We start from the raw sequence: 14501 nt of genomic DNA on the forward strand, positions 1-14501 counted from the left end.
GAGCCACGAACGGACTGCGTTGCGCCGATCGGCCTAATCTCCCGCCCATGCGGACGAGGCTGACCCCCATGCAGCAGGCGGTGGTGGATGCCGGGCGCCCGTTGCCGCAGCTCACCGATCCGCTGGAGGTCGAGCTCCAGGTCAGTGCCTTCGTGGGGCCGTTCGCGGACAACGAGGAGTTGTGGGAGGTCGTCGTCCGGCACCTGGAGGAGGTGCCCAGTCGGCGCAGTGCGGCGTTGCTGACGGCGCTGGGGCATCTGCTGCCTGGGCGGCCCGGGGCGTGGGCTCAGGAGGCCGCGTGCCGTCAGGCCGAGCCGAAGTGGGATTTGGGAGCGCTCACATTCGGGGAGTGCTGGATCGGTGACCGGTCGATCGACGCGGGATATCTGGCACTGCTGTGCAGCTATTCGTACGGCGACTCGCCTCATGCCATGGTCTTCATGATCGACGAAATCAGTGGCAGCCTCACGCGGCACGCGTTTCTGACGCGGCAGGTGGAGGAGGCGCTGGCTCGGCTGCGAGACCAGATGCGGTTGGAGCTGATCACGCCGGTGGCGGCCCACTGGCTGCTCAGCCGCAGCTACGACCGGTTCGAGCGGCGGCCCGGGCTCGGGATGAGCATGGACGTGCACCAGACTCGGTTGGTCGCGCGAAGGAGAATCGCACTCGCGATGAATTAGGTGCCTGTGCGAATCGCAACGTGGTGATTCATCCGCCTGTGCACATTGCCTATAGCTCGACCGTGGGTGGGCTATTACTGTCCGGGTTGTCGATCACAGGGCGGAGGGATGATCGTGGCCGCTCTTGTCGGGCGTGATGATCAGGCCCTCAGTCGTGTCCCTGACCAGGCGCGGCACCCGTGGTTGTCAGTCGCGACCCAGCGCTTCGGGCAGACGACCGCGCTGAGCCAGTTGCTGCTGGGCGCGACACTTGGCTTCGGCATGACGTTCTGGGACGCGTTCCTCGCGCTCACGATCGGGGCCGTGCTGCTCAACGCCGTGGCGATCACGGTCGGCGTCATCGGGCAGCGGGAAGGGCTCTCGACGGCGATGCTGAGCCGGTGGACCGGGTTCGGGCACGCCGGATCGGCGGTGCTCGGGCTGGTCATCGCCCTGTCGTGCACCGGGTGGTTCGGCGTGCAGACCGGGCTGGCGGGGATGGCGCTCGCCAACGCGGCGGGGGTGTTGCCGGCGCCGGTGTGGTCGTTGCTCTTCGGGATCGTCGTCACGGTCATCGCCGCCTATGGCGTGCGGTGGATGGCGTGGACGGCGTACGTGGCGGTGCCCGCGTTCCTGCTGTTGCTCGGCTGGCTGGTGCTGGCCGGCATCAACGATGTCGGCGCCGCGCTCAGTGGTCCGGCGCCGGGGCCCTCGATCGGGATGCTGACGGCGATCACGCTGGTCACCGGCAGTTTCATCGTCGGGGCGGCGATCGCGCCGGACCTGACGCGCTTCAACCGCACCGAGCGGGACGTCGTCAAGCAGACGGTTCTCGGGATCACGCTCGCCGAGTGGGTCATCGGCCTCGCCGGTGTGCTCCTCGCGCACGGGCTCGGCACGACGGACGTCATGGGCGCCATCAGCGCGTCCGGCGGCTGGATCGGCGCGCTGATCGTGGTCACGGCGGTGCTGAAGATCAACGACTGGAACCTCTACTCGGCCTCGCTCGGGCTCGTGAACTTCTTCGACGCCGTGTTCGCGCTCCGGATCAGCCGGGTGCAGATGACCGTCATCGTCGGGTGCGCCGGCAGTGTTCTCGCGGCGGCGGGGATCGTGCACCGGTTCAGCCACTTCCTGGTGCTGCTGGGCGTGGTGTTCCCGCCCGTCGCCGGGATCATGATCGCCGAGTACTTCGTCGTGCGGCGGTGGCGCAACGAGATCATCTCCACGCGGCCGTACGTGCCGCGGTCGGCGCCCTCGTGGGTGCCCGCCACGGTGGTCATCTGGCCGGCTTCGGCCATCGCCGGCGAGCTCGTGGCGTTCGGGCAGTCCAGTGTGAACTCACTCGTGCTCGCGTTCGCGTTGTACGTCTGCGCCGGGCGGCTGGACCTCCTCCGCATGAGGACGCGCCGGGCCACCAACCGCAGGGTGGCCGAGGAAGCGGCGGCCGCCTGAGGGGTGGACGTGCGCATCGGTATCGGTGGCACTGCTGTCAGAGCGAGGTCAGTCCACGGTCAGATCGGTCGGCAATCATCAGCGGCGCCGTGTCGATGTGTCCCACCGGGAGTGCCTCATGACTGCACGTCTGCCGCTGACCGACGGCCAGAAGGACATCTGGTTCGACGAGAAGCTGACCGGTGGCGGACCGGCCTACAACACGGCGGCCTACTGGGACATCCGCGGACCGCTGGACGCGGGCCTCTTCCGGTCCGCCGTGCGGCGGCTGGTGGACGAGGCGGAGTGCGCGCGGGCCCGGTTCGTGGAGGACGGGGGCGAGCCGTGGCAGGTGGTCGAGCCGCTGCCGGTGGTGCCCATGGCCGAGCACGATCTGAGCGGCCACGAGGATCCGGACGCGGCGGTGGCGGAGTGGGTCGCGGCCGACCTGCGGGAGCCGTTCTCGATCGAGGACTTCCCGCTGTTCCGGTTCGCGTTGCTGCGCCTGGCGGACGACCGCGTGGTGTTCTACATGTGCAACCACCACCTGATGTCGGACGGCTTCAGCTACGTCATCTACTGGCAGCGCCTGGCCGCGATCTACGAGGCGATGAGTGCCGGCGCGTCGCTCGACGAGGGCGCTTTCCCGCGGTTGAACACCTTGCTGGAGGCCGAGAACGACTACCGCGGGTCCGAGCGCGCCGAGCGCGACCGGCGGTTCTGGGAGGAGCGGGGCGGCGAGGTCGAGCCGGTGAGCCTCTCCGTGCGTGACGCGGTTCCCGCGGCGGAGTTCCTGCGCAGGGACGGGATGCTGTCCGAGAGTGTGGCCGAGTTGCTGCGGGCCAGGGCCTGGGAGGCCAGGGTCAACTGGCAGGTCGTCGTGCTGGCGGCGGTCGCCACCTACACGGCGCGGCTGGCGGGCACGCGCGAGGTGTTGCTGTCGTTGCCGGTGCACGCGCGGGCCGGTGCGCGGATGCAGGCCGTGCCCGGCATGGTCAACAACTATCTGCCGGTGAGGGTGCGTACGAACCCGGAGCAGACCAGGGCCGAGCTGCTCGGGGAGGTCGCGCGTGAGTTCACGGCGGTGCTCAGGCATCAGCGGCACCGGATCAGCCGCATTCGCCGGCAGATGGGGTTCGCCAGCGACGACCGCCGCCCGTTCGGGCCGTTCGTCAACATCATCCCGCAGGTCAGTGAGCTCACCATCGGCGAGTGCGAGGTGTTCGCGCACAGCCCGTCGACGGGGCTGGTGGACGACTTCGAGGTGACGGTCGCGGACACCGGGGCCGCGGGCATCCAGGTCAACGTCAGCGGCAACGTCGCGCTGTTCTCGGCCGGGGAGATGGACGCCCACCTCGGCAGGTTCCTGGCGTTCACGGAAGCGTTCGTGACGGCCGGCGACGACCTGCCGCTCGGGCGGTTGCCGGTGACCGGGCCCGGCGAGGTCCTGTCGTTACTGGACGGGCCGCGGCGCGACCAGGACGACAGGGACGTCGTCACGCGGGTGCGGGAGGTCGCCGTGCGTCAGCCGGATGCCGTCGCGGTCGGCGAGCTGACGTACGCCGAGCTGGTGGCCAGGGCGAGTGCCTTGTCCCGCAAGCACAAGCCGGGCGAGGTCGTGGCCGTGCTCGCCGGACGCGGGGAAGGGTTCGTCACCGCGGTTCTCGGCGTGCTCGGTGCGGGCGCGGCGTACCTGCCGCTGGATGTCGCCTCGCCGGTGATGCGGCTGGAGTCGCTCATCGCCGACGCCGGGGTGGCTCAGGTCGTGACCACCGTGGAGCACGAGGGGCTGGCGCGGGAGATCGCGCCGAGGGCCGGGATCGTGGTGCTGGGCGTCGACAAGGACGAAGAGCTGGTCCCGGTAAGGGGATGCGACCGCGACGATCTCGCGTACGTGATCTTCACGTCCGGGTCGACGGGAAAGCCCAAGGGTGCGATGGTGCACCACGGCGGCATGATGAACCACCTGCTGGCGAAGGTGGAGGACCTCGATCTGTCCTCAAAGGACACCGTGGTGTTCAACGCGCCGGTCACCTTCGACATCTCGGTGTGGCAGATGCTGGCGCCACTGCTGGCGGGCGCGCACGTGCGGGTGGCTGACGACGACGTCGCCGCGGATCCCGACGCGTTGTTCGCGATGCCTGCCACCGTGCTGGAGGTCGTGCCGTCGTTGCTGCGCGCCGCACTGGACGCCTGGGACATCGGCACCGCACCGGATCTGCCGAGGTTACGCAGCCTGATGGTGACCGGTGAGGCGTTGCCCGCGTCGCTGTGTCACCGTTGGCACGAACGCTTTCCCGCGGTGCCGATCGTGAACGCGTACGGGCCGACGGAGTGCTCGGACGACGTGACGCACGCGGTGATCAGGCCCGGCGACGTCGATGGGCATCGTGCGCCGATCGGTCGCCCGGTCCGCAACACACGGCTCTACGTGCTGGGCGACGAGCTGCGGCCCGTGCCCGCCGGCTCGATCGGCGAGCTTTACGTAGGCGGGTCCGGGGTCGGGCGGGGATACCTCGGCGACCGCGGCCGCACGGCGCTCGCTTTCCTGCCGGACCCGTTCGGCGGGCGGGGAGAGCGCATGTACCGCACTGGCGACCGGGTGGTGCTGCGCCAGGACGGCCGGCTGGAGTTCGTGGAACGGCGCGATCATCAGGTCAAGATCCGCGGCCACCGGGTCGAGCTGGGCGAGGTCGAGGCCGCGGTGCGCGCGGTGCCCGGGGTCCGGGACGGGGTCGTGGTCGGCGACGAGACCGGCGGACGCCCGCGGCTCGTCGGGTATGTCGTGCCGGACGCGGGACTGGACACCGGCGCGCTGCCGCGCGAACTCGCGAAGGCGTTGCCGGAACACATGGTGCCGTCGGCGTTCGTCGTGCTCGACGCGTTACCGCTCACCGCCGCGGGCAAGGTCGACCGCAAGGCGTTGCCACGGCCGGAGGCGGTCACCGCGGCGGCACGCACGGCGCTCAACCCGGTCGAGCATGTCCTGTGCACGGTCGTCGCCGAGGTGCTCGGCGTGCCCTCGGTCGGCGCGGAGGACAGCTTCTTCGCACTCGGAGGCGACAGCATCAGCGCGATCCAGGTCGTGGCTCGTGCGCGGGCGGCCGGGTTGCGACTCACGCCGCGTGACGTGTTCCGGCGCAAGTCCGTCCGCGAGCTCGCGACCGTGGCGACCATGCTGACGACCGCGCCGCCCAGGCCGGCCGACGACGGCGTGGGCGAGGTCGAGCTGACCCCGGTCGTCCACCAGCTGAGGGAGACCGCGGGCGGGCGGCTCGACCTGATCGCGAGGTACAGCCAGCACGTCGTGCTCGACGCGCCGGCCGGGCTGGACGAGGCCGGCCTCGTGCGCGCGGTGCGGGCCGTGCTCGACCGGCACGACGCCCTGCGCATGTGCCTGCGCATTCCGGTGGAAGGCGTGTGGGCACTGGAGGTCCTCCCGCGTGACGCCGTGGACGCCGCCACGCTCGTCGCCAGTGTGTCCACTGTGGACGACGAGGCGCTGGCGGCCGCCCGGGCGAGGCTGCGACCCGGCCAAGGGGTGATGCTCCAGGTGATCCACGACGGTGACGCGCTGGGTCTCGTCGCGCATCACCTCGTCGTCGACGGTGTGTCGTGGCGGATCCTGCTCGGCGACCTGCTGGCGGCCTGCCAGGGCGGCACGCTCGAGCCGGTGGGCACCTCCCTGCGCAGCTGGGCCCGGTTGCTGGCCGAGCAGTCGCGGTCGCGCTCCCGGATGACGGAACTGCCGGTGTGGCTGGACCAGTTGCGCGGTGACGACGCCCCACTCGGCAACCGGCCGCTCGACCCGGAGCGGGACACACACGCCACGGCGCGGCGGCTGACGGCCGAACTGCCCGACGTGGCCGGTGTGGCAGCGGCCTTCCACACCGGCATCGACGACATCCTGTTGTCCGCACTGGCGATCGCCGTCACGGAGTGGCGCGGCACCGAGTCACCCGTGCGCGTCGAGGTGGAACGGCATGGCCGCGAACATCTTGCGGACGACGTGGACCCGTCCCGCACGGCCGGCTGGTTCACGAGCTTCCACCCCGTCGCGCTGACCGCCGGCGACCGCGCGGACCTCGGCGCCGCGGTGAAGCGGCTCAAGGAACAGCTGCGGGCACTGCCGGAGGACCGGCTGGGCTTCGGCCTGCTGCGGCACGGCAACCCGCAGACCCAGGCCGCCCTCGCCCGCTTCCCGGCGCCCCAGCTCGGGTTCAACCATCTCGGCCGCTTCGCCGGCGGGGTGGTGCGTTCCGGTGGCGTGGCGGCTGATCCCGGTCTCCCGCTGCGGCACGTCGTCGAGCTGACCGCCGTCACGACGGACCGCGACGGCGTCCCGGTGCTGTCCGCCGACATCGTGTGGGCGGGTGAGCTGCTGTCCGAAGAGGACGTCCGGGGTCTGACCACGATCTGGGCGCGGGTCCTGCGCGAGCTCGCCGGGCACGCGGGCGGGCACACCCCGGCGGACTTCCCGCTGGTGCCGATCGGCCAGGCGGAGATCGAGGAGTACGAGGCCGCCGGCGCGGTGGCGGACGTGCTGCCGCTGTCCCCGTTGCAGAACGGCCTGCTGTTCCAGGCCGAGTTCGACGACGACGGCGTCGACGTCTACACGCTGCAGATCACCATGGACGCCGAAGGACCGCTGGACATCGACCGGCTTCGCGCCGCCGCCGCCGCGCTGCTGAGACGCCACCCCAGCCTGCGGGCGAGCTTCCGGTACCGCGCGTCGGGTGACGCCGTGCAGGTGATCGCCGCGCAGGCCGAGCCCGAGGTCGGCGAGGTCTCGCTGACCGAGGCCGAGGCCGACCGGTTCACCGACGACGAGTGGCTGCGCCGGTTCGACGTCACCCGCCCGCCGTTGCTGCGGTTCACCGTGGTGCGGCTCGGCGGCGAGCGGTTCCGCCTGGTGATCACGGCCCACCACATCCTGGTGGACGGCTGGTCGATGTCCGCGATCCTCGGGCGCGAGCTGCTCACGTTGCTCGCCAACGGGGCGGACACCTCGGCACTGCCCGCCGCCGTGCCGTACCGCGACTACTACGACTGGCTCGCCGTCCAGGACGAGCAGGGCGCGCGGGAGGCGTGGCAGGCCGAGCTGGCCGGTGTGTCGGAGGCGACGAGGCTCGGCCCGGCGGACCGTGGCCGCGTGCATCTGCTGCCGGAGGTGCTGACCACCGACCTGCCCGGCCACCTCACCGAACGGCTGCACCGCTTCGCCCGCGGGCACGGCCTCACGCTGAACACGGTCATGGAGGGCTGCTGGGCGGTGCTGCTCGGCCGGTTGACCGGACGCGACGACGTCGTGTTCGGCACGGTCAGCTCGGGCCGCCCGCCGGAGCTGCCGGGGATGGAGTCCATGGTCGGGGTGTTCATGCACACCCTGCCGGTGCGGGTGCGGCTGGACCCGTGGCAGCCGTTCGCCGCGATGCTGACCGATCTGCAGGAACGCCTGGCCGCCATGGAGGAGCACCAGCACCTGGGGCTCGCCGAGGTACAGCGCGACACCGGTGTCGGCGAGCTGTTCGACACCGTCCTGAGCTACCACAACTATCCGGTCGACGATGTGGACCGCCTGGCGGGCGTGCTGCCCGGCGTCACCGTGCTGGGCTGGCAGGCCAGGGTGATCTCGGAGTACCCGCTGGCACTCGGCGTCTTCCCCGGCGACCGCGTCCGGCTGCAGGCGCAGTACCGGCCGGACGTGTTCGAGAAGTCCTTTGTGGACTCCGTGGTCGGACGGTTCGTGCGCCTGCTCGACCAGCTCGTCAGCGCGCCGGACGTCCCGCTCGGCCGGGCCGGCGTGCTCGCCGGCGACGAACGTGAGCTGATCCTCGGGCCCTGGGCCGGTCGCCCGGTGCTCAGCGCGGATGTCCTTGTGCCCGACGTGTTCCAGGCGAGGGTGCGGGAGGCGCCCGACGCCCCGGCCGTGGACTTCGGCCCGGTCGTGATCGGCTACGGCGAGCTGAACGAGCGGGCGAACCGCCTGGCCCGCCTGCTGGTCCGGCACGGTGTCGGGCCCGGTGAGCTGGTCGCACTGATGTTCGGGCGGTCGGCCGAGATGATCGTCGCCGCGCTGGCCGTGCTCAAGGCAGGTGGCGCCTACCTGCCGATCGACCCGTCGTACCCGGAGAACCGCATCGGCTACCTGCTGGCGGACTCCGCGCCGGTCGTCACGTTGTCCACAGTGGACAACGAGATCGCGGTGCCGGGTGCGGTGCTGGAGCTCGACGACCCCGAGGTCGTGCGGAAGCTGGCCGCGCTCGCCGGCACCGACCTCACCGACGCGGACAGGTCCGCGCCGGTGCGTCCGGGTCACCCGGCGTACGTCATCTACACCTCCGGGTCGACCGGCAAGCCGAAGGGCGTGGTCGTGGACCACTCCGGGTTCGTCGCGATGATCGAGAGCCTCGCCGAGTGCTTCAGCGTGGACGCCTCGACGCGGGTGCTGCAGTTCGCGTCCTACAGCTTCGACTTCTCGGTGTGGGAGATGGGGGTCGCGCTGCTGAAGGGCGGCACGGCGGTGATCGCCGGGGACGAGGCCCGTGCGCCAGGACCCGCGCTCGTCGAGTTGCTCGACGACCGCCGCGTCACACTGGCCGGTCTGCCACCCGCGGTCGTCGCCGCCCTGCCGGAGCACGCCGAGCTGCCGCAGGGCATGACGCTCGTGACCGCCGGCGAGGCGCTCGCACCCGCGGTGGCGCGGCGGTGGGCGCCGAGGCACCGGATGTTCAACGGCTACGGCCCCACGGAGACCGTGGTCGGCGCGACGGTCAGTGCGCCGCTGTCCGGCGAGGGGCGTCCGCCGATCGGGCGGCCGACCTCCGCCCACCGCGTGTACGTGCTGGACTCGAGCCTGCAGCCGGTGCCGGCGGGTGTGGTCGGCGAGCTGTACGTCAGCCACCACCTCGCGGTCGGCTACCTGAACCGGGCGGGCCTGACCGCGCTGAGGTTCGTCGCGGACCCGTTCGCCGGTGCGGGGGAACGCATGTACCGCACCGGGGACCTGGTGCGGTGGTTGCCCGACGGCGACCTCGACTACGTGGGCCGGATCGACGACCAGGTGCAGCTGCGTGGGTTCCGCATCGAGCTGCCGGAGATCGAGTCGGTGCTGACCTCCCACGACCTGGTGGCGCGGGCGGCGGTGATCGTCCGCGACGACGATCCCGACGACCCGCGGCTCGTGGCCTACGTCGTGACCACGGACGGGGCGCTGCCACCGGATCTGCGCGACCACGCGGCCGAGTCGCTGCCCGCCTACATGCTGCCGTCGGCGTGGGTCGTCCTGCCGGTGCTCCCGCTGACCAGCCGGGGCAAGCTGGACCGCGCCGCGCTGCCCGCACCCGACCGGGCCGGTGCGCGCGGCCGGGCACCGCGCACCCCGGTCCAGGAGATCCTGTGCGGGGTCTTCGCCGAGGTGCTGGGCGTGCCCGAGGTCGGTCTCGACGACGACTTCTTCGACTCCGGTGGCCACTCGCTGCACGCGACCAAGGCCATCGCGAGGATCCGTTCGGCGCTCGGCGCCGAGGTGCCGATCCGCGCCCTGTTCGAGGCCCGCACGGTGGCCGCGCTCGCCGGTCGGGTCGAGGCCGCCGGACAGGCACGTCCGGCGCTGCGGCCACGCACCGCGGAGCTGCCCAGCGGTGATCGGATCGAGCCGTTGTCGGCTGCGCAGCGCAGGCTGTGGTTCGTCAACCGGCTGCACGACGAGGCGTCCACCTACAACGTGCCGCTGGCGCTGCGCATGTCCGGCAAGCTCGACACCGACGCCCTCCAGGCCGCGCTGCGGGACCTGGTGGAACGGCACGAGGTGCTGCGGTCGGTGTTCCCGGAGACCGATGGCGAGCCGTGTCAGCGCGTGCTGGCCGAGCCCGCCGGGCAACCGTTGCTGTGCGCGGTGAACGTGCGCGAGGACGAGCTCGCCGCGGCTGTCTCCGCCGAGTCCGTGCGCAGGTTCGACCTCGCCGCCGCACCACCGTTGCGTGCCACGCTGTTCGTGCTCGGTTCCGACGAACACCTGTTGCTGCTGGTGTTCCACCACATCGTGTTCGACGGCTGGTCGATCACGCCGCTGACCGCCGACCTGATGACGGCCTATCGCGCCCGGTGCTCCGGGCGGGCTCCGAAGTGGCGGCCGTTGCCGGTCAGCTACGCGGACTACACGGCGTGGCAACGGGAACTGCTCGGCACCAGGGAGGAGCCGACCGAGACGTACACCGCCCAGCTCGAGCACTGGCGGACCGCGCTCGCCGGCCTGCCCGACGAGATCGCCCTGCCCACGGACTTCGCCCGGCCCGCCGTCGGCGACGACCGCGGCGGTCAGGTCGCGTTCACCGTCGAACCGGAGCTGCACCGCGGCCTGCTGCGGCTGGCTCGCACGTCCGGCGCGAGCCTGTTCATGGTCCTGCAGGCCGCGTTGGCCGGTCTGCTGACGCGCCTCGGCGCCGGCACGGACATCCCGCTGGGCAGCCCGATCGCCGGTCGTACCGACGAGGCGCTGCACGACCTGGTCGGGTACTTCGTGAACACCCTGGTGCTGCGCACCGACACGGCGGGCGACCCGACGTTCGGCGAGCTGGTGGAGCGGGTCCGGGAGCGCGACCTGTCCGCCTACGCCCACCAGGACCTGCCGTTCGACGACGTGGTCGAGGCGCTGAACCCGGTGCGGTCGCTGGGCAGGCAGGCGTTGTTCCAGGTGATGCTGGCACTGCAGACCGGGCACGGTGCCCCCGTGGTGCTGCCGGGACTGACCGTGCGCGGCGAGTTCGTGCCGTCGGCCACCACTAAGTTCGACCTGATCGTCCAGTTCCTCGAACCGGTCGACGACGGGTCGGCCACCACCGAGACCGGCATGACCGGCCTGATCGACTACCGCGCGGACCTGTTCACCGCGGCGACCGTCGAGCGCATCGCGGGGCGGCTGGTGCGGGTGCTCCGCGCCGCCGTCGCCGATCCCGGGCTGCGGCTCAGTCAGGTGGACGTGCTCGAACCGGACGAACGGCAGCGGATGCTGGTGTCCTGGAACGACACCGCGCACGAGGTGCCGGACGCGACGCTGCCCGCGTTGTTCGAGGCGCAGGTCCGCCGCACGCCTGAAGCGTGCGCGGTCGCGGCCGGTACCGACGAACTGTCCTATGTGGAGCTGAACGCGCGGGCGAACCGGCTGGCGCGGCACCTGCGGCGGCTGGGCGCCGGCCGGGAAAGGGTCGTCGCGATCGCGTTGCCGAGGACGACTGATCTGGTCGTGGCCGTGCAGGCGGTGCTCAAGTCCGGTGCCGCGTACCTGCCGGTCGACGTGGAGCACCCCGCGGAGCGGATCGCCGGGATGTTCGCCGAGACCGAGCCGGTGTGCGTCATCACCACGTCCGCGTCGGCGGCCAAGGTGGCGCAGGGACTGCCGGTCGTGCTCCCGGACGACCCGGCGATCGCCGCGCTGCCGTCCGGCGATCTGTCCGATGTGGACATCGAGGGAGGGAACGCGGCCTACCTCGTCTACACCTCCGGTTCCACCGGACGGCCCAAGGGCACCGTGGTCGAGCATCGGTCCGCGGTCAACTACCTGGCCTGGTCCCTGGAGGCGTACCCGTCGCTGACCTCCGGCGCGTTGCTGCACTCGCCGTTGTCGTTCGACCTCACCGTGACGGGGCTGCACGGACCGTTGATCTCCGGCGGTTGCGTGCACCTCGCGGAGCTGGCGGAGCACGGTCTGGCCGAGGGCAGCGTGGCCGCCCGCGCCGGGGTGGACTTCCTCAAGGCCACGCCGAGTCACCTGGCGCTGCTGCAGGTGCTGCCGGACGCGTACTCACCGCGCCGTGAGCTGGTGCTCGGCGGTGAACCACTGCCCGGTGACCACCTTGACGTGTGGCGGCGGGCGCATCCGGAAGTCCGGGTCGTCAACGAGTACGGGCCCACCGAGACCACGGTCGGCTGCACGTCGTTCGCGATCGAGCCGGGCGACGAGGTGCCCGCGGAGGTGCTGTCGATCGGCAGGCCGCTGTGGAACACGCGGGTCTACGTGCTCGACGGCCACCTGCGCCCGGTGCCGGCCGGGGTCGTCGGGGAGCTTTACGTGGCCGGGGCGAACGTCGCCCGCGGCTATGCGGGCCGGCCGGGGCTGACGGCCGAGCGGTTCGTGGCCGACCCGTTCGGCGGGCCCGGTGAGCGCCTGTACCGCACCGGCGACCTCGTGCGCTGGGACGACGGCGGCGAGCTGCGGTTCGCGGGCCGGGCGGACGACCAGGTCAAGATCCGCGGGTTCCGGGTCGAGCTCGGTGAGGTCGAGTCGGTGCTGGCGCGGCACGAGTCGGTCCGGCAGGTGGCCGTCGCCGCCCGCGAGGACAGCGAGGGACGCCGCCTCGTCGCCTATGTGGTGGGGGACGTCGACTCCGGCACGCTGATCCGGTACGCCGAGACCGCGCTGCCGGACTACATGGTCCCGCCCGTCGTCGTGATGCTGTCCGCGTTGCCCTTGACCGCCAACGGAAAGCTGGACCGGCGGGCACTCCCGGCACCGGACGTCCCGCGCGGTGGCGACCCCGCTCCGGCGAAGACGCCCGACGAGCGGACGTTGTGTTCGATCATGGCCGAGGTGCTGGGAGTGTCGCGGATCGGCGCGGAGGACAACTTCTTCGACTCCGGCGGCGACAGCGTCCGGGTGGTCAAGGTCGTGAGCCGCGCCCGCAAGGCAGGCCTGATGATCACGATCGCGGACGTGTTCGTGCACCAGAGCGCGCGGGCACTCGCCGAAACGCTCGCACCGGCCGAGCCCCGGCCGAAGGCGGCCAGCAGCGGCACGGTCATGGCCGGCGCGCTGGAGGAGCTGGAGGAACAGGACGAGTTCGATCCGTTCGGCGTGCTGCTGCGGATGAAGCCCACCGGGGACCGGGCGCCGCTGTTCTGTGTCCACAGTGGAGTCGGGTTCGCCCTGCCGTACCTGGGCCTGGCCAAACACCTCGGTCCCGAGTACCCGCTCTACGGCATTCAGGATCCGTCGGTCACCGAGCTGGCCCCGGTGCCCCATTCGATCGCCGCGATGGCGGACGACTACGTCCGGCGGATGAAGCAGGTGCAACCGGAGGGGCCGTACCACCTGCTCGGCTGGTCGTTCGGCGGCATCGTCGCGTACGAGATCGCGGCCCGGTTGCAGGCCGCTGGCGACGAGGTGGGCCTGCTCGCCAACCTGGACGCCTACCCCCGCACCGATCTCGAACAGCGCGACGACGAGCAGGTGATGTTCGGCTGGCTGCTGGAGCTCGTCGGGCACAGCCGGGAGGAGTTTGCCGGACGCGAGGTCACCCCGTCGGACGTCCTCGCCGTGCTGCGCGCGGACAACAACCCGCTCGCCGCGCTCGGTGAACAACGTGTGGCGGCCATGGTCGAGGGGATGCGCAACCACGACGTGCTGCTGAAGAACTACGAGCCCAGCCCGTACCGCGGCCGGATGCTGCTGTTCACCGCGGTCGCCGGCCAGACGCCGGCGGCCGTCGAGGAGAGGGCCGGGCGCTGGTCGTCCTTTGTGGATGGACAGATCGCCACCTACCGGATCAACTGCGCGCACGACGACATGATGAGCCCGGAACCACTGGCCCAGGTCGGTGTGGTCGTCACCGCCGAGCTCGATCGGACGAGGTCGTGATGGTCGAGGTGCTCGCCATGACCGGCCGGCGGCTGCGCCAGCTGCGGCGCAGCCCCGGGCGGCTGCTCGGGGTCACGCTGAGCCCGCTCGTGTCGCTGGTCGTGCTCGGTTACCTGTTCCGGGACACGATCTCGGTGGGGGGCGGGAACTACCAGGAGTACCTGTTCGCGGGCGCGGCGATCCAGGTCGGTCTCGCCGGGGTCGGCCCGACCGCCATCGCGGTCGCCACGGACCTGCGCACCGGCGCGTTCGACAGGTACCGGTCGCTGCCGATCAGCAGGGTCGCGGTACCGCTCGGGCACACCGCGGGCGACTTCCTGCTGTCACTGCTCGCGCTCGGCATCGTCGTGGTCGTCGGCACCCTGCTCGGCTGGCATTCGCACACCGGGCTCGTGCCGACGCTGCAGGGGTTCGCGGTGGTGGTCGTGTTCAGCTACGTGATGCTCTGGGTGGGCGTGCTGTTCGGCTCGATCATGGGCAACCTCGAGTCGATCAGCTCGGTGACGCAGTTCCTCGTCGTCGTCCTGCCCTTCTTCTCCAACGCCTTCCTGCCCGTGTCGAGCCTGCCCGCGCTGGTCCGGCCGATCGCGGAGTGGAACCCGATCAGTGCGGTGATGACGCTGTGCCGCGACCTGTGGGGCAACGGGGCGGCACCCGTGTCCGGGTCGCCCTACCTGGTCGCGGGCGCGACCCTGCTGATCCTGCTGGCCGCGAGCCTGGCGGTCGGCGTGCGCAGGTTCGCGACCGCCGGGTGAGTCCATTGTGGAGTGTGA

Annotated in this window: 4 protein-coding genes; all 4 read left to right on the plus strand. The window is 71.5% G+C overall.

Annotation, left to right across the window (positions count from 1 at the left end; genetic code table 11):
* Positions 1–47 precede the first annotated feature (47 nt).
* The 4 genes from BLR21_RS23340 (at position 48) to BLR21_RS23355 (ending at position 14483) form a co-directional block, all read left to right on the plus strand.
* Positions 48–680, plus strand: a complete 633-nt coding sequence (locus BLR21_RS23340; protein ID WP_090008210.1) for a hypothetical protein — start codon at positions 48–50, stop codon at positions 678–680.
* Between the two features lie 114 nt (positions 681–794).
* The gene (locus BLR21_RS23345) at positions 795–2114 is read left to right on the plus strand and encodes a purine-cytosine permease family protein (protein WP_090008364.1); all 1320 of its coding nucleotides are present in this window, start codon (positions 795–797) and stop codon (positions 2112–2114) included.
* A gap of 118 nt (positions 2115–2232) precedes the next feature.
* Complete coding sequence (locus BLR21_RS23350) at positions 2233–13728, plus strand: amino acid adenylation domain-containing protein (protein WP_090008212.1); 11496 nt, start codon at positions 2233–2235, stop codon at positions 13726–13728.
* Complete coding sequence (locus BLR21_RS23355; RefSeq protein WP_090008214.1) at positions 13728–14483, plus strand: ABC transporter permease; 756 nt, start codon at positions 13728–13730, stop codon at positions 14481–14483. Before BLR21_RS23350 ends, BLR21_RS23355 begins: the two co-directional genes overlap by 1 nt.
* Positions 14484–14501 lie beyond the last annotated feature (18 nt).

It is taken from the genome of Lentzea albidocapillata subsp. violacea, assembly GCF_900100275.1.
Taxonomy (GTDB): Bacteria; Actinomycetota; Actinomycetes; order Mycobacteriales; family Pseudonocardiaceae; genus Lentzea; species Lentzea violacea.